This is a genomic window from Streptomyces sp. NPDC048560 (assembly GCF_040650955.1).
Taxonomy (GTDB): domain Bacteria; phylum Actinomycetota; class Actinomycetes; order Streptomycetales; family Streptomycetaceae; genus Streptomyces.
This window is the reverse complement of the sequence record NZ_JBEZIJ010000010.1, coordinates 306202-323537: the sequence shown is the minus strand read 5'-3', so window position 1 is coordinate 323537 and position 17336 is coordinate 306202. Positions and strand designations below refer to the sequence as shown.

11 protein-coding genes are annotated in these 17336 nt (G+C 71.8%); 8 read left to right on the top strand and 3 right to left on the bottom strand.

Annotation, left to right across the window (positions count from 1 at the left end; genetic code table 11):
- Positions 1–12 precede the first annotated feature (12 nt).
- The 5 genes from AB0C82_RS26750 to AB0C82_RS26730 all read left to right on the top strand — a co-directional run bounded on the left by AB0C82_RS26750 (position 13) and on the right by AB0C82_RS26730 (position 9136).
- Positions 13–456 carry a MarR family transcriptional regulator gene (locus AB0C82_RS26750; protein WP_362846520.1) on the top strand — a complete coding sequence of 148 codons (444 nt, stop codon included), beginning with the start codon at positions 13–15 and terminating at the stop codon, positions 454–456.
- A 38-nt stretch (positions 457–494) separates the two neighbouring features.
- Positions 495–3431, top strand: coding sequence for an FAD-binding and (Fe-S)-binding domain-containing protein (locus tag AB0C82_RS26745; RefSeq protein ID WP_362846518.1), 2937 nt, complete (start codon positions 495–497; stop codon positions 3429–3431).
- A gap of 338 nt (positions 3432–3769) precedes the next feature.
- A complete protein-coding gene (locus tag AB0C82_RS26740; protein WP_362846516.1) occupies positions 3770–5689 on the top strand; it encodes an ABC transporter ATP-binding protein in 1920 nt (639 codons plus the stop codon).
- Positions 5686–7467 (top strand): ABC transporter ATP-binding protein, encoded by a 1782-nt coding sequence (locus tag AB0C82_RS26735; protein ID WP_362846514.1) that lies wholly within the window; start codon positions 5686–5688, stop codon positions 7465–7467. Before AB0C82_RS26740 ends, AB0C82_RS26735 begins: the two co-directional genes overlap by 4 nt.
- Positions 7468–7774: 307 nt before the next feature.
- A complete protein-coding gene (locus tag AB0C82_RS26730; protein WP_362846512.1) occupies positions 7775–9136 on the top strand; it encodes an NAD(P)/FAD-dependent oxidoreductase in 1362 nt (453 codons plus the stop codon).
- Positions 9137–9178: 42 nt separating this feature from the next.
- Here the strand turns inward: AB0C82_RS26730 and AB0C82_RS26725 are convergent, their stop codons facing one another.
- On the bottom strand, positions 9179–10714 hold the full coding sequence (locus AB0C82_RS26725; RefSeq protein WP_362846510.1) for an ATP-dependent DNA ligase: 1536 nt from the start codon (positions 10712–10714) through the stop codon (positions 9179–9181).
- Between the two features lie 54 nt (positions 10715–10768).
- Entirely contained in the window at positions 10769–11560 is a 792-nt protein-coding gene (locus AB0C82_RS26720; protein WP_362846508.1) for a metal-dependent hydrolase, read from the bottom strand.
- Between the two features lie 137 nt (positions 11561–11697).
- On the opposite strand from AB0C82_RS26720, the gene AB0C82_RS26715 reads away from it, so the two are divergent.
- From AB0C82_RS26715 to AB0C82_RS26705, 3 genes are all read left to right on the top strand, one after another.
- Positions 11698–14211, top strand: a complete 2514-nt coding sequence (locus AB0C82_RS26715; RefSeq protein WP_362846506.1) for a DUF3516 domain-containing protein — start codon at positions 11698–11700, stop codon at positions 14209–14211.
- 34 nt (positions 14212–14245) lie between these two features.
- The gene (locus AB0C82_RS26710; RefSeq protein WP_362846504.1) at positions 14246–15118 is read left to right on the top strand and encodes an acyl-CoA thioesterase II; all 873 of its coding nucleotides are present in this window, start codon (positions 14246–14248) and stop codon (positions 15116–15118) included.
- Between the two features lie 266 nt (positions 15119–15384).
- Positions 15385–16986, top strand: a complete 1602-nt coding sequence (locus AB0C82_RS26705) for a TROVE domain-containing protein (RefSeq protein ID WP_362846502.1) — start codon at positions 15385–15387, stop codon at positions 16984–16986.
- Between the two features lie 25 nt (positions 16987–17011).
- Here AB0C82_RS26705 and AB0C82_RS26700 read toward each other — a convergent pair whose 3' ends face one another.
- Positions 17012–17272, bottom strand: coding sequence for a DUF6011 domain-containing protein (locus tag AB0C82_RS26700; protein WP_362846500.1), 261 nt, complete (start codon positions 17270–17272; stop codon positions 17012–17014).
- Positions 17273–17336: the final 64 nt, after the last annotated feature.

Below are 17336 nucleotides of genomic sequence, written 5' to 3'. Positions count from 1 at the left end.
TATTGTTCCCTCATGGACTCCCACGATTCCGACGGCCTGCTGGCCGAGCAACTTCTGCGGCTCACCCGCAGGCTCCACCGCATCCAGAGCCGCCAGCTGGAGCCGATCGGCATCACTCCCGCCCAGTTCCGGCTGCTGCGTACGGTCGCCCAGTACGAGGGCCCGCCCCGGATGGCCGATCTCGCCCAGCGCCTGGACGTCGTCCCGCGTGCCGTGACCAGCCTGGTCGACGGTCTGGAGGCGAGCGGCCGTGTGCGCCGCGCACCCGACCCGGCCAGCCGCCGGGTGGTGCGCGTCGAGATCACCGACGAGGGCCTCGCCACGCTCAGGTCCCTGCGCAGCGCGCGCCGCGCCGCCGCGGAGGAGATCCTTGCTCCACTGACCGCCGAACAGCGCGAGGTGCTCGGCGGCCTGCTGTCCGCTCTGGTCGACGGGATGCCGGAGCGCCACTGCTGACACGGCGCCGGAGCGCCGTACCTCCGAGGGGACCCGCCATGCCGCTGCTGGAGCCGAAGCCGGAATCCCTCCGTCCTGGTACGGCGCGCCCGCCGTCCCACGACCGTGTCCCCGACCGCATGGCACAGGGCACCCCGGAGCCGCTGCGCTCGGAGCTGGTGGCCCTGCTCGGGGCCGACAAGGTGCTGTGGAAGATCTCCGACCTCGTGCGGTACGCCTCCGACGCCAGCCCCTACCGGTTCCTGCCCCAGGTGGTGGTCGTGCCGGAGGACGTCGACGACGTCTCCGCGATCCTGTCCTACGCCCACGGCAAGGGCCGTGAGGTGGTCTTCCGCGCGGCGGGCACCAGCCTCAACGGCCAGGCCCAGGGCGAGGACATCCTCGTGGACGTAAGGCGGCACTGGACGGGGATCACCGTCCTGGACGACGGGGCGCGGGCCCGGATCGGTCCCGGGACCACCGTCATGAGGGCGAACGCCACCCTGGCCAGGCACGGCCGGCTGCTGGGGCCCGACCCGGCCAGCGCGATCGCGTGCACGGTGGGCGGAGTCGTCGCCAACAACGCGTCCGGTATGACCGCGGGGACGACCCGCAACTCGTACCGCACCCTCGCCTCCCTCACCGTCGTCCTGCCGAGCGGCACCGTCGTCGACACGGCCGACCCGGCGGCTGACGAGCTGCTGGCCCGGGCCGAGCCGCGCCTGTGCGAGGGGCTGCTCGCACTCAAGGCGGAGATCGAGGCGGACGCCCGGCTGACCGCCAGGATCCGTACGAAGTACGAGATCAAGAACACCAACGGATACCGCCTCGACGCGTTCCTCGACGGTTCGACGCCCGTACAGATCCTTCGCGGGCTGATGGTCGGCTCCGAGGGCACCTTCGGATTCATCTCCGAGGTCGTCTTCGACACACTGCCCCTGGACCGGCGGATCTCGTCGGCCCTGCTGTTCTTCCCCTCGCTGTCCGCCGCCGCGGCGGCCGTGCCCCGCTTCAACGAGGCGGGCGCGATCGCGGTGGAACTCATGGACGGCAACACCCTGCGCGCCTCCGTCAGCGTCCGGGGCGTCCCGGCGGACTGGGCGACGCTGCCCAAGGAGACGACCGCACTGCTGGTGGAGTTCCGCGCACCGGACGACGCCGGTCTCCGGGCGTACGAGCGAGCGGCCGACGAGGTGCTCACCGGCCTGGAGCTGGTCGTACCCGCCCTGTCGGTCACGAACGCCTTCACCCGGGACGCCGCGACCGTCTCCGGCTACTGGAAGGCGCGCAAGGCCTTCGTCACGGCGGTGGGCGGCTCACGCCCGGCCGGTACGACCCTCATCACGGAGGACTTCGCCGTACCGCCCGCACGCCTCGCCGAAGCCTGCCGGGCGCTCCTGGAGCTCCAGGCGGAGCACGGGTTCGACGCGGCCGTGGCAGGCCACGCGGCCCACGGCAACCTGCACTTCCTGCTCGCCTTCGACGCCTCCAAGGCGAGCGACGTCGACCGGTACGCCGCGTTCATGGACGACTTCTGCCGGCTCGTCGTCGACCGGTTCGACGGCTCGCTCAAGGCCGAGCACGCCACGGGACGCAATATCGCGCCGTTCCTGGAGCTGGAGTGGGGACCGAAGGCGACGGAACTGATGTGGCGTACGAAGCAGGTCATCGACCCCGACGGGGTACTGGCGCCACGGATCGTCCTCGACCGCGATCCGAAGGCCCATCTGCGCGGGCTCAAGACGATCCCGAAGGTGGAAGCGGTCGCCGACCCGTGCATCGAGTGCGGCTTCTGCGAACCGACGTGCCCCAGCGAGGACCTGACCACCACACCCCGCCAACGGATCGTGCTGCGCCGGGAGATGATGCGGCAGCAGGACGGTGCCCCGGTGGAGGCCGGTCTCCTCGACGCGTACGGCTATGACGCGGTGGACACCTGCGCGGGCGACTCCACCTGCAGACTCGCCTGCCCGGTCGGCATCGACACCGGGGCGATGATGAAGTCTTTCCGCCACCGCCGGCACTCACCGCGCGAGGAGCGGATCGCGGCGCTGGCCGCCCGTAACTTCGCCTCGGTGGAGGCGGCGGCGCGGGTCGCGGTGGCCGCTGCCGACAGGGTCCGGAACCGGGCGGGCGACCGCGTCCTGGAGTCCGTCACCCGGCTGGCCCGCAGGGCCGTACGACCGGGGCTGGTCCCCGAGTGGCTGCCTGAGATCCCCGGCGCGGCCGCCCGGAAGCTGCCACGGACGTCCCGGAGCGGCGCCCACGCCGTCTACTACCCGGCGTGTGTGAACCGCGTCTTCGCCGGTCCCGACCCGCGGCGTGAACCGTCCCTGGCCGAGGCCGTCGTCGCCGTCTCCGCACGGGCCGCGAAGCCCGTGTGGATTCCGGACGACGTCGCGGGCACGTGCTGCGCGACCATCTGGCACTCCAAGGGCTACGACGAGGGCAACACCGTCATGGCCAACCGGATCGTGGAGGCCGCCTGGGGGTGGACCGCGGGCGGGCGGCTCCCCCTGGTCGTCGACGCCTCGTCGTGCACGCTGGGCATCGCGCACGAGGTGGTGCCGTACCTCACCGAGGACAACCGGGAGCTGCACGGCGAACTGACCGTCGTCGACTCGCTGGTGTGGGCGGCCGACGAGCTGCTGCCGGGACTGACGGTGCTCCGCACAGCCGGTTCGGCGGTCCTGCACCCGACCTGTTCGATGGAACACCTGGGCGACGTGGAGCATCTTCGGAGGGTTGCCGAGGCGTGCGCCGACGAGGTGTCCGTGCCCGACGACGCAGGATGCTGTGCCTTCGCGGGCGACCGTGGCATGTTGCACAAGGAACTGACGGCGTCGGCCACCGCGAAGGAGGCGGCGGAGGTCAACACCCGGGCGTACGACGTCTACCTGTCGGCGAACCGCATGTGCGAGATCGGCATGGACCGGGCGACCGGCCACCGGTACCGGTCGGTCCTGATGGAGCTGGAGCGGGCGACCCGGCCGTAGTCCAGCAGCCCCGTGGACAGGCGTGCCCCGTGGACCAGCGGGGCGTGCCCCGTGGCCCAGCGGCCCGTGACCCGGGGAGCGGCAGCCCCGTAACCCCGCGGCCCCGCAGAGATCCGAGAAGTCCCGGAGGGCCCGAAGAGCCCGCGGAGCCCGCAGATCCCGGAGGTTCCCGGAGCCTCGGAGGCGGCGGCCGGATATGTGCCCCTGGCAGCCGGGGAACGGAAAAACCGTTTGCCTCGGACCGGGGCAGGACGCGAACCTTGCACGGTTTGGTCCCCCACCCGTCCAACGATTCCACGAGGTCCACGGACCTCCGCCCTTCCGAGCCCTGGGACGTCATGCAGATTCGCGATCTTCCGTACTCAGATCCTGGCGATCCGGATGTCCGGTCAGGTCCACGGTTCCTGTTCTGGCTCGGGCGCAGTCAGCTCGCCGGACAGCTGAAGTCCCTTTCCTGGGGCCTCCTCCACCAGTGCGCCATCGCCGGTCTCCCCCTGGCCGTCGGTCTCGCCGTGCAGGCCGTCATCGACCGTTCGGGCAGCGGCCTCCTGATGGCCGGGGGACTGATCCTGGCGCTCGGCGTCCTCATCGCGGTGGGTGACACGATGCTCCACCGCACCGCCGTCACCAACTGGATCACCGCCGCGGCGCGCGTGCAGCAGCTGCTGGCCCGCAAGACCGCCGAGCTCGGCTCCGCGCTGACACGGCGGGTCGCCGCCGGTGAGGTCGTCGCCGTCTCCACCGGCGACGTCGAGAAGATCGGCTGGTTCGTCGAGGCGCTCTCACGCTTCCTCGCCGCCGCCACCGCCCTCGTGCTGATCTGCGTCGGCCTCGTCGTCTATCTCCCCACGCTGGGTGTGCTCGTGGCGATCGCCATGCCGGTCCTGGCCCTGGCCGTCCTGCCCCTGCTCCCCCGGGCCACCCGGCGCGCCGACATCCAGCGCGAGAAGGCGGGAAAGGCGACGGAGCTGGCCTCCGACACGGTCGCAGGCCTGCGGGTGCTGCGCGGCATCGGCGGTGAGGAGCTCTTCCTCGGCCGCTACCGGCGCGCCTCCCAGGAGGTACGCAAGGCCGCCGTCCGCAGTGCCCGGATGTGGGCGCTGATCTCGGCGATCCAGGTACTGCTGCCGGGCATCCTGCTGATCGCCCTCGTCGTGTACGGGGCGGGGCTGGCACGGGACGGCCGCATCGAGGTCGGCCAGCTGGTCACCGTGTACAGCGCCGCGACGCTGATGCTGTTCCCTCTGCGGCACGTGGAGGAGATCGCCATGGCGTACTCCTTCTCCCGGCCGTCCGCGAAGCGCGCGGTCCGGGTGCTCTCCCTGCACCGCAGTGTCCAGCCGTCGACGATCGAGGGCGTGGCCCCGGCCGGCGACCTGTACGACCCGGTCACCGGTCTGATGGCTCCGCAGGGGCTGTTCACCGCCGTGGTCTGCGGCGATCCGGACGAGGCGGGCCGGCTGGCCGACCGCCTCGGCGGCCACGTCCAGGCCGAGGACGACACGGAGGGCACGGACCGAACGGACGGAACAGACGGTACGGGCGACGCGACGGGGGACGACGGCTCGGCTCGCCCGGCGCCGAAGCCGCAGGCACCGTCCGTACTGCTGGGCGGCGTGGCGCTGGACGAACTGCCGCTGGACTTCGCGCGGGCGGCGGTGCTCGTGCAGGACAAGGACCCGGTTCTGCTCTCGGGCACCCTGCGCGAGCTGCTCGACGTGCCGTCCTCCGGGCTCGTGAGTGCCGAGGACGCCCTGGCGGCGGCCCAGTGCGGTGATGTGCTGGACGCGCTGGCGCAGGCTTCGCCCGACACGGACGGTGACCCGATGGGGACCCGGATCACGGAGCGGGGCCGTTCGCTCTCCGGTGGACAGCGGCAGCGGCTCGCGCTGGCCCGTTCCCTGATCACCGACCCGGAGGCGCTCGTGCTCGACGAACCGACGTCGGCCGTCGACTCGCACACGGAGGCCAGGGTGGCCGCCGGGATCAAGCGGCTGCGCCAGGGCCGTACGACCGTGGCGTTCGCCTCCTCACCACTGCTGCTCGACCTCGCCGACCGCGTGGTGCTGGTCCATGAGGGCTCCGTCGTGGCCGTCGGACCGCACCGCGAGCTGCTGCGCACCGAACCCCGGTACCGGGCGGTCGTCACCCGCGAGACCGAGGACGAGATCGCGGTTCAGACCGCACAGGACGAACTCACGGGGACCGGACCGGCCGACGTGATGGAAGCGATCGAGGAAATCGAGGAGAGGGCATGATCGGCGTCGCACCACCGACGTACGACCCGGCCGCCCCGGAGTCGGCGACGACCCTGCCGGTCGGCACACCGACGACCGTGCGCGGCTATGTACGTGAACTGCTGCGGCGTCACCGCAAGCCGTTCGCCGTGCTCATCACCGTGAACGCGGTCGCGGTGATCGCCTCGATCACCGGTCCGTACCTGCTGGGCGGGCTGGTCGAGGACCTGTCCAACGGGGTCACCGACCTCCATCTGGAACGCACGGCGGCGGTGTTCGCGCTCGCGCTCGTCGTGCAGACCGTGTTCACGCGGACCATGCGGCTGCGCGGGGCGATGCTCGGCGAGGAGATGCTCGCCGATCTGCGCGAGGACTTCCTCGTGCGCTCGGTCGGGCTGCCTCCGGGGGTCCTGGAACGGGCCGGCACGGGCGATCTGCTGTCCAGGATCACCACGGACATCGACCGGCTGGCGAACGCGATGCGTGAGGCCGTGCCGCAGCTGGCGATCGGTGTGGTGTGGGCGGGGCTGCTGCTCGGCGCGCTCACCGTGACGGCCCCGCCGCTGGCCCTGGCCGTACTGGTCGCGCTGCCGGTCCTGATCATCGGCTGCCGGTGGTACTTCCGGCGGGCGCCCTCGGCGTACCGCTCCGAGGCAGCCGGGTACGCGTCCGTCGCGGCGATGCTCGCCGAGACCGTGGACGCGGGCCGGACCGTGGAGGCGCACCGTCTGGGTGAGCGCCGGGTCGCCCTGTCGGACCGGAGGATCAAGGAATGGACGGCCTGGGAGCGGTACACGCTGTTCCTGCGCTCGGTGCTCTTCCCGGTCATCAACGCCACGTACGTGACGATCCTGGGCGCGGTGCTGATGCTCGGCGGCTGGTTCGTCCTGGAGGGCTGGCTCACCGTCGGCCAGCTGACGACGGGCGCGCTGCTGGCGCAGATGATGGTCGATCCGATCGGTCTGATCCTGCGCTGGTACGACGAGTTGCAGGTCGCCCAGGTCTCGCTGGCGCGACTGGTCGGCGTACGCGAGATCGAGCCGGACGCCGGCGACGACGAGGTCGGCCCGGACGGCCGTGCGGTCCGGGCGGACGACGTGCGGTTCGGCTACCGGGCCGGGGTCGACGTGCTGCACCAGGTGACCCTGGACGTGGCTCCGGGTACGCGCCTGGCGCTCGTCGGCCCGTCGGGGGCCGGCAAGTCCACCCTCGGCCGGCTGCTGGCCGGGATCTACGCACCACGCACGGGAGAGGTGACGCTCGGCGGCGCGGAGTTGTCGCGGATGACGGCGGAGCGGGTGCGCGAGCACGTCGCCCTGGTCAATCAGGAGCACCACGTCTTCGTGGGCTCGCTGCGGGACAACCTTCTGCTGGCCCGTACCGGCGCCGATGACGCCGAGCTGTGGGCGTCGCTCGCCGCGGTCGACGCGGACGGCTGGGCCAAGGCCCTGGACAAGGGGCTCGACACGGAGGTGGGTTCGGGCGGGCTGGCGCTGACACCGGCGCAGGCGCAGCAGATCGCGCTGGCCCGGCTGGTGCTCGCCGATCCGCACACGCTGGTGCTGGACGAGGCGACCTCGCTGCTGGACCCGCGGGCGGCCAGGCATCTGGAACGTTCCCTGGCCAAGGTGCTGGACGGCCGCACGGTGGTGGCCATCGCCCACCGGCTGCACACCGCGCACGACGCCGACGTGATCGCCGTCGTGGAGAGCGGCCGCATCAGCGAACTGGGCAGCCATGACGAGCTGGTGGCGGCGGGCGGCGCCTACGCGGCGCTGTGGCGGTCCTGGCACGGCTGATCCGGGCCGCCGGTCGGCCCCCGGAGCCCGCACGAGGGCGGGCCCCGGGGGACCACCGGCCGGACGGCGCCCGGGGCGCAGCGTCTCGCCCCGGGCGCCTGTCGTACCGGCCGGTCCGTACCCGCTGATACGCGACGGCCCCGCGCGCCTGGTGGCGTGGTCAGGGGGCCGCCCTCGTCGTGCGCCCGTTCGGCGCGCGCCGTCAGGAGGCGAACTCGGATGCGGCCGGTAAGGATGAGGAGTGACCCACCCGGAATCAGGGGCAGGCGAGGACAGGACCGCGTAAGCCCGAGAAGGGACGCACACCGTGGCACGACCCAGGATTCTCGTTGTCGGCGCCGGCTTTGCCGGGGTCGAGTGCGTACGCCGGCTGGAGCGCAGGCTCGCTCCCGGCGAAGCGGAGATCACGCTCGTCACCCCGTTCTCGTACCAGCTGTACCTGCCACTCCTGCCGCAGGTCGCCGCCGGCGTACTGACGCCCCAGTCGGTCGCCGTCTCGCTGCGCCGCAGCCGCCGCCACCGCACCCGGATCGTGCCGGGCGGGGCCATCGGAGTGGACACCGACGCGAAGGTCTGCGTCGTCCGCAAGATCACCGACGAGATCGTGAACGAGCCGTACGACTACATCGTGCTCGCCGCGGGCAGCGTCACCCGGACGTTCGACATCCCCGGACTCGTGGAGCACGCCCGGGGGATGAAGACGCTCGCGGAGGCCGCCTACATCCGCGACCACGTGATCGCTCAGCTCGACCTGGCCGACGCGAGCCTGGACGAGGAGGAGCGGGCCTCCCGGCTCCAGTTCGTCGTGGTGGGCGGCGGGTACGCCGGGACCGAGACCGCGGCCTGTCTGCAACGCCTCACCACCAACGCCCTCAAGCACTACCCCAGGCTCGATCCGAAGCTCATCAAGTGGCACCTGATCGACATCGCGCCCAAGCTCATGCCCGAACTCGGGGACAAGCTCGGACTGGACGCCCTGGAGATCCTGCGCAGGCGCGGGATCGAGGTCTCGCTCGGCGTCTCGATCGCCGAGGCGACAGCGGAACGGGTCACGTTCACCGACGGCAGGATCCTGCCCTGCCGCACCCTGATCTGGACGGCGGGTGTCGCCGCCAGCCCGCTGATCGCCACGCTGGGCGCGGAGACGGTGCGCGGACGCCTCGCCGTGACGCCCGAGCTGTCGCTGCGCGGCTCGGACGGCGTCTTCGCGCTCGGGGACGCGGCCGCGGTGCCGGACCTCGCGAAGGGCGACGGGGCCGTCTGCCCGCCCACCGCCCAGCACGCCATGCGTCAGGGCCGCACCATGGCCGACAACCTCATCGCGACCCTGCGCGGTATGCCGCTGATGCCGTACGAGCACAAGGACCTCGGTCTGGTCGTCGACCTCGGCGGGCGCGACGCCGTCTCCAAGCCGCTCGGCGTCGAGCTCAAGGGGATGCCCGCCCAGGTGGTGGCCCGCGGCTACCACTGGTCGGCCCTGCGCACGAACGTCGCCAAGACCCGTGTCCTGACGAACTGGATGCTGAACGCGGTCGCCGGCGACGACTTCGTACGGACCGGATTCCAGTTGCGCAGTCCGGCGACGCTGAAGGACTTCGAGCACACCGACTCCTACCTCACCCCGGAGCAGGTCCGGGCGCACACGGCCGCGACCGTGATCCGCCACTGACCCGGCCGCTGCCTCTCCCGGCCGACCCGGCGGCCCGTCCGTTCAGGTCTGCCGGGAGAGGACCGTCTCCACGGTGTCCGCCTCGTCCGGCCGCTTGTCCTCGCGGTAGCGCAGGACCCGGGCGAACCGCAGAGTGACCCCGGCCGGGTAACGGGTGGAGCGCTGCAGACCGTCGTACGCGATCTCGACGACGAGTTCGGGGCGGACGGTCACCACGTGTCCGTCGTCGCCGGTGGACAGTTCCCCGAGCCGTTCCGTCTGCCAGGCGAGCATGGCGTCGGTGAGCCCTTTGAAGGTCTTGCCGAGCATGACGTACGAGCCGTCGGGCCCCCGTGCCCCGAGATGCAGGTTGGACAGCTTCCCGGTCCGTCGGCCGTGCCCCCACTCGGCCGCGAGGACGACGAGGTCCAGGGTGTGCACCGGCTTCACCTTGAGCCAGGAGGCACCCCGCCGGCCGGCGCTGTAGGGCGCGTCGAGGCTCTTGATCACCACACCTTCGTGGCCCCGCGCCAGCGTGGTGGCGAGGAAGGCCTCGGCGTCCTCGCGGGCCTGCGCCCCGGCCGGTTCCGCGACGACGAGGCGCCGGACGCGCATCCGTTCGGGGACGAGCGCGGCCAGTGCGGCGTGGCGTTCGGTGAAGGGCAGGTCGAGCAGGTCCCGGCCGTCGACCGACAGCGCGTCGAAGAAGACGGGGACGACGGGGACGGTGGCCGCCGCCCCGGCCACGTCGCGCCGGGAGCCCACCCGGGCGGCGGTCTCCTGGAACGGGCGGGGGCGGCCGTCGGCGCCGAGGGCGATGACCTCGCCGTCCAGGATGAACCGTGCGCCGGGGAAGTCGCGTACGGCTGCGGCGATTTCCGGCAGGCGCTCCGTGATGTCGTCCAGCGTGCGGGTGTGGAGGCGGACCTCGTCGCCTTCCCTGTGCACCTGCACGCGGATGCCGTCGAGCTTCTCCTCGACGACGCAGGACCCGAGTTTGTCGATGGCCTCGGTGACGGAGCGGGCGGTGTGCGCGAGCATCGGCAGGACAGGCCGGCCCACGGTCAGGTGGAACGCGTCGAGAGCCTCGGGCCCCCGCGCCAGCAGTTCCCGCGCGACCGCCTGGAGCGACCCGGCGAGCATCACGGCCCGGCGCACGTCCTCGGGCGGCGCCCCGGCGGCCTGGGCGAGCGCGTCGGCGGCGACGGCGTCCAGGGCGCCCTGGCGCACCTCGCCGGTGAGCAGGGCCCGCAGGAAGTGCTGTTCGTCGGCCGTGGCGGCGCCGAGTAGCCGCTGGAGGCGCTCCCGGCGGCCGGCCTGGGAACCCGGGCCCGACAGTGCGCCGACGGCGGTCAGCTCGGCGTCCACCTCAGCCACGGTGAGGCCGGGCTCGGCGGCGGGCGGCACCGGGGCGCCCAGCGTGCTCCAGCCGATGCCGAGCCGCCCCTGCGGGAGCCGCCCCGAGAGGTACGGGATGACGATCGGGACGTCGTCGGGTCCGGTGTCCCGGAACAGGCCGGCCAACAGGGCCACCTTTCGGGACCGTGCCGACGTCGCGGCGACCTCCAGGGACACTCGGGCGAGCCGGGCAAGCAGCATGAGGTCATGGTGCTACGGCTCACCGCCCACCGCCCGTGGAGACGGTACGAGGTGTCAGATGACGTTGAGGGCGGCGGCGCCGCCCACTCCCCCGAGCACCATGAAGACCGGCATCAGCACCTTCAGCTCCACCCAGCTGCCGGCCCGGAAACGCATCGCCTTCGGCGGTCCGATCGGGTACCAGCGCCTGCGCCCCAGCGGGATCGGCCACAGGATCGGACAGCCGGACACGGTCAGCGCGTCGCCGATGTCGTGGACGAGCGCCCCCAGCACGATCGGCAGCCCAAGCCACAGGTACTCCTGGCCCGGGGCGGTGAACAGCCAGTCAGAGCCGTTGCCCGCCTTGTCCAGGACACCGGCCAGGATCCAGGCACTGGTCGCGCCCAGAAGCCAGACCAGGACGTCGCTGGACATCCGGGCGGCCCGCCACAGCAGTCCTTCGACGGCGAGCACCAGATGGACGAAGAGGATCGCCAGGACCGCCCAGCGGCCGCCGGTGACCGCCGCGACGGAGGCGCCCGCGCCGATCAGCACGGCCCACAGCCAGGTGTGCGTCAGGGTCCGGTGACCACCGCTCCTGCGCGGGTCACCGGGGCCACGGGTCGCCTTGTAGACGGCGTACGACAGCTTGTCGACGACTTCGCAGAGGCCCTTGGATATCGGCCCGAAGGCCCGCGAGATGGTCGCCGACTTGTGGTCGAGGTCGGGGGCGAGCGCGGCACCCGCGCAGATCAGGCTGCCCACGACCAGGACGGGCCACGGCATCGGATGACCGGTGGCGGCCGCCGCCGCGCCCACCCCCAGCCAGGCCGCTGCCCCTGACAGAGAGTGCGCAGGTCCCATCATGGTCGTCCCGCCCCCGTAGATCTTGCGTGGCCACGGCCCGTGCTGCGTGGCCGAGTTGAGTGGGCAGCGTACCGTCCGTGATCTTCGAGCGGTCGTCCGGTTCCCTCATCCGGCCGGAAGGCAGGCAAGATGGGGGTGTGACCCTTATCGATCAGCTGCCCCCGACCGCCGACCCGGACGCCCTCTTCGAGGCCTTCTCGTCATGGACCGAGACCCAGGGCATCGCTCTCTACCCGGCTCAGGAAGAGGCGCTGATCGAGGTGGTTTCCGGGGCGAACGTGATCCTTTCCACGCCCACGGGCTCGGGGAAGAGTCTGGTCGCCGCCGGTGCGCACTTCACGGCGCTGGCCCAGGACAAGGTCACCTTCTACACCGCGCCGATCAAGGCACTGGTCTCGGAGAAGTTCTTCGATCTGTGCAAGCTCTTCGGCACGGAGAACGTCGGGATGCTGACCGGCGACGCCTCGGTCAACGCCGACGCGCCGGTCATCTGCTGCACCGCCGAGGTGCTGGCATCGATCGCGCTGCGCGACGGGAAGTACGCCGACGTCGGCCAGGTGGTGATGGACGAGTTCCACTTCTACGCGGAGCAGGACCGCGGCTGGGCCTGGCAGATCCCGATCCTGGAACTGCCGCAGGCCCAGTTCGTCCTGATGTCGGCGACGCTCGGTGACGTCGCGATGTTCGAGAAGGACCTCACGCGCCGTACCGGCCGTCCCACCTCGGTGGTGCGCTCGGCGAGCCGGCCGGTCCCGCTGAGTTACGAGTACCGGCTGACGCCGATCACGGAGACGCTCACCGAACTGCTCGACACCCGGCAGTCGCCGGTCTACATCGTGCACTTCACCCAGGCCGCGGCCGTCGAGCGCGCGCAGTCGCTCATGAGCATCAACATGTGCACGAAGGAGGAGAAGGAGAAGATCGCCGATCTGATCGGCAGCTTCCGCTTCACCACCAAGTTCGGCCAGAACCTCTCGCGTTACGTGCGCCACGGCATCGGGGTGCACCACGCGGGGATGCTGCCCAAGTACCGCCGCCTGGTGGAGAAGCTCGCCCAGGCCGGTCTGCTGAAGGTGATCTGCGGTACCGACACCCTCGGCGTCGGCGTCAACGTCCCCATCCGCACAGTGCTGTTCACCGCGCTCACGAAGTACGACGGCACCCGGGTCCGTACGCTGCGCGCCCGGGAGTTCCACCAGATCGCCGGACGTGCCGGGCGGGCCGGGTTCGACACTGCGGGCTTCGTCGTCGCCCAGGCCCCCGAGCACGTCATCGAGAACGAGAAGGCCGTCAAGAAGGCGGGCGACGACGTGAAGAAGAAGCGCAAGGTGGTCCGCAAGAAGGCCCCCGAGGGCTTCGTCGCCTGGTCGGAGACCACCTTCGACAAGCTGATCCAGTCCGACCCGGAGCCGCTGACCTCGCGCTTCCGCGTCACACACACGATGCTGCTGTCCGTGATCGCGCGCCCGGGCAACGCCTTCGAGGCCATGCGTCATCTGCTGGAGGACAACCACGAGCCGCGCAAGGCCCAGTTGCGGCACATCAGGCGGGCCATCGCGATCTACCGCTCGCTGCTCGACGGCGGTGTGGTGGAACAGCTGGACAAGCCGGACGCCGAGGGCCGGATCGTACGGCTCACGGTCGACCTCCAGCAGGACTTCGCGCTCAACCAGCCGCTGTCCACCTTCGCGCTGGCCTCGTTCGATCTGCTGGACGTCGAGTCCCCCTCGTACGCCCTGGACATGGTCTCCGTCGTGGAGTCCACCCTGGACGACCCCAGGCAGATCCTCGCGGCCCAGCAGAACAAGGCGCGGGGCGAGGCCGTCGGCCAGATGAAGGCGGACGGGATCGAGTACGAGGAGCGCATGGAGCTGCTCCAGGACGTCACGTACCCGAAGCCCCTGAGCGAGCTGCTGTGGCACGCGTACGAGGTCTACCGCACCAGCCACCCGTGGGTCGGCGACCACCCGGTGTCGCCGAAGTCGGTGATCCGGGACATGTACGAACGGGCCATGACCTTCACGGAGTTCACCTCGCACTACGAGCTGGCGCGTACGGAGGGCATCGTCCTGCGCTATCTGGCGGGCGCGTACAAGGCTCTCGAGCACACGATCCCGGACGACCTGAAGTCGGAGGACCTGGAGGATCTGATCGCCTGGCTCGGCGAGATGGTCCGTCAGGTGGACTCCAGCCTGCTCGACGAGTGGGAGCAGCTCGCCAATCCGGCGGTGGAGACCGCCGAGCAGGCGCAGGAGCGGGCGGACGAGGTCAAGCCGGTCACGGCGAACGCGCGCGCCTTCCGGGTACTCGTCCGCAACGCGATGTTCCGCCGGGTGGAGCTGGCCGCGCTGGACCGCGTCCGCGACCTCGGCGAGCTGGACGGCGAGTCGGGCTGGGACGAGGACGCCTGGGGCGAGGCGATGGACGGGTACTGGGACGCCCACGAGGACCTGGGAACGGGACCCGACGCCCGCGGCCCGAAGCTGCTGAAGATCGACGAGGACCGTGAGCACGGCCTGTGGCGGGTCTGGCAGGCCTTCGCCGACCCGGCGGGGGACCACGACTGGGGCATCAGCGCCGAGGTCGATCTGGCCGCTTCCGACGAGGAGGGCCGGGCGGTCGTCCGGGTCACCTCCGTGGGGCAGCTGTAGCGACGAACCGGCTTCGAGAGTGGAGAAGAAACCTATGACGAACCCCGCCGAGCGCCTGGTCGACCTCCTCGACCTGGAGCGGATCGAGGTCAACATCTTCCGTGGCCGCAGCCCGCACGAGTCCCTCCAGCGGGTCTTCGGCGGGCAGGTCGCCGGGCAGGCGCTGGTGGCGGCGGGCCGCACCACCGACGGCGACCGCCCGGTCCACTCGCTGCACGCATACTTCCTGCGCCCGGGTCGTCCCGGGGTGCCGATCGTCTACGAGGTCGAGCGGGTGCGCGACGGCCGGTCCTTCACCACGCGCCGTGTCACGGCCGTGCAGGAGGGCCGGACGATCTTCAATCTGACGGCCTCGTTCCACCGCCCGGAGGAGGGCGGCTTCGAGCACCAGCTGCCGCCGGCCCGCGTGGTCCCGGACCCCGACGAGCTGCCGACGGTCGCCGACGAGGTACGTGAGCACCTGGGCGCCCTGCCGGAGGCCCTGGAGCGGATGGCCAGGCGCCAGCCGTTCGACATCCGTTACGTCGACCGGCTGCGCTGGACGCACGAGGAGATCAAGGACGCGGACCCGCGCAGCGCCGTGTGGATGCGCGCGGTCGGTCCGCTGGGCGACGACCCTCTCGTCCACACCTGCGCGCTGACGTACGCGAGCGACATGACCCTGCTCGACGCGGTCCGGATCCCGGTGGAGCCGTTGTGGGGTCCGCGTGGCTTCGACATGGCGTCCCTGGACCACGCGATGTGGTTCCACCGGCCGTTCCGGGCGGACGAGTGGTTCCTGTACGACCAGGAGTCACCGATCGCGACGGGCGGCCGGGGGCTGGCCCGGGGCCGCATCTACGACCGCGAGGGGCGGTTGCTGGTGTCGGTGGTCCAGGAGGGGCTGTTCCGGCAGCTCAAGCCCTGAGGCCCGTCCGCGGTTCCGGATCCTCGGAATAAATCGCTGGCGTGCGGTCGGCCGGGCCGCATACGTTGGCATCGCGACCGCGCCTCCGATGCGCCCGGCTGCGGCTACTTCCTCTGATACCCAAGTGACGCCGCGGCCCTCTTTCCGATCTCGGGAGGCGCGGCCGCGGTTCGCCCCGTCGGAACGGTCGGCCGGGGCCCACTCCTTGGATCCGGGGGGATTCACTGCCTCGCTACACCCAACGCGTCTCCAAGGTCTGGTCGGAGATGCTCGTGGCACCGCACGTCTCGGCGGCTGCCCGGACCGCGCCCGGTCCGGGCGCCCGGACCGCACCCGACACACAGGCCCCGCGTACGCACGCGGGGGGTCCGGCCTTCGCCCGGGAGCCCCGCGAGGAACTCTTCCTGCTGGCCGTCGGCAACTTCGTCTCCCAGCGGACCTTCTACGAGAGCGGCGCAGAGCGCGACGAGCGGTACACGCGCCTCGTGGCCGAGCTCGCCGTCGAGGACCCCGTGTGGACGGCCGGCCTGCTGCGCTGGCTCCGCGGCGAGGGCAACATGCGGACGGCGTCCCTGGTGGGCGCCGCGGCGTACGTCAGGGCGCGGCTCGCGGCCGGGCAGGGCGGGGGCCCGTCCAACCGGTCCGTGATCGACTCGGTGCTCCAGCGCGCCGACGAGCCCGGGGAACTGCTCGCCCACTGGACGTCGGTGTACGGGCGCAATGTGCCGCAGCCCGTGAAGCGGGGCATCGCCGATGCCGTACGCCGGCTGTACACCTCCAGGTCCCTGCTCAAGTACGACACCGCGTCCAAGGACTTCCGCTTCGGGGACGTCCTCAACCTGGTGCACGCCTCCCCCGATCCGGGCAAGCCCTGGCAGGGCGCGCTGTTCCGGTACGCCCTGGACCGGCGCCATCACCCGGATTCGGCGGTCCCGCCCGCCTCCGACCCCCTGCTGAACGCGCACCGGGCGCTGACCGAACTGCCGAGTGAGGAACGGCGGGCGGTGGTGACGGGGCCCGGCGGCGCGGAGCGGCTGGCCGCGGGCGGCATGACCTGGGAGGCCCTGGCGGGCCGGCTCGACGGACCGATGGACGCTGCCGCCTGGGAGGCCGTGATCCCTTCGATGGCGTCGATGGCGCTCCTGCGGAATCTGCGGAACTTCGACCAGGCCGGGGTCTCGGACGAGGTGGCGGCGCGGGTCGCGGCACGGATTTCGGACGCCGGTGAGGTCGCCCGGTCCCGGCAGTTCCCCTTCCGCTACCTGGCGGCACATCAGCACGCGCCGTCGCCGCGCTGGGCAGCCCCGCTGGAGCGGGCGCTCAGCCATTCGCTGGCCAACGTCCCGGCCCTGCCCGGCCGCACACTGATCCTGGTGGACCGGTCCGACTCGATGTTCTGGGACACCGTCTCCGAGCGGTCGAAGCTGACCCGGGCGGACGCGGCGGCGGTGTTCGGTGCCGCGTTGGCCCTGCGTGCCCAGCAGGCGGACCTGGTGGAGTTCGGCTGGTCCAGCGCGGAGGTTCCGTTCGCGGCGGGGGAACCGGTGCTCGACGTGCTGAAGCGGTTCCACAGTCTCGGCGGCACCCATTCGACGAAGGCGGTGCGTGCCCACTACCGGGAGCACGACCGCGTTCTGATCGTGACCGACGAGCAGGCGGCGTACCACGACGCGGGCGGGCCGGCCGAACCGGTTCCGGCCGGGATCCCGGTCTACACCTGGAACCTGGCGGGGTATCAGCCCGCCCACGGCCCCACGGGTCCCCACCGGCACACCTTCGGCGGCCTCACGGACGGGGCGTTCCGGATGGTGGGCCTCATCGAGGCCGGCGGTCATGCCGCCTGGCCGTGGACCGCCGACCCGGCCTAGGGGGCCGTTCCCGGTCCTCTCCGGTTCAGACGCCCGGCAGCGTGTCCTGGTCGACCTCGTGGCGGCGGGTGCGGATGTCCGGGCCGGCGGGGTGCAGCTTCGCGTCGCAGGCGGGCCCCAGGCCGGTACGGCGTGACGCGGACCCGGTGAGGGGGCGTCCGCACATCCTGCAGCGCACCAGGCGCCGGCCCGCGGCCGTGCCGGTCCCGGGCGGGGGTTCGGCCCCCGGCCCGGCGGTGAGGGCGGGGAAGGTCGCGGGAAGCGGTTCTGGTTCGGGGGACGGCACGCACCGATCGTGTCAGGATCCTCGCCGCCCGGCCGCATCGCACGGTGCCCGGATCAACACCGTC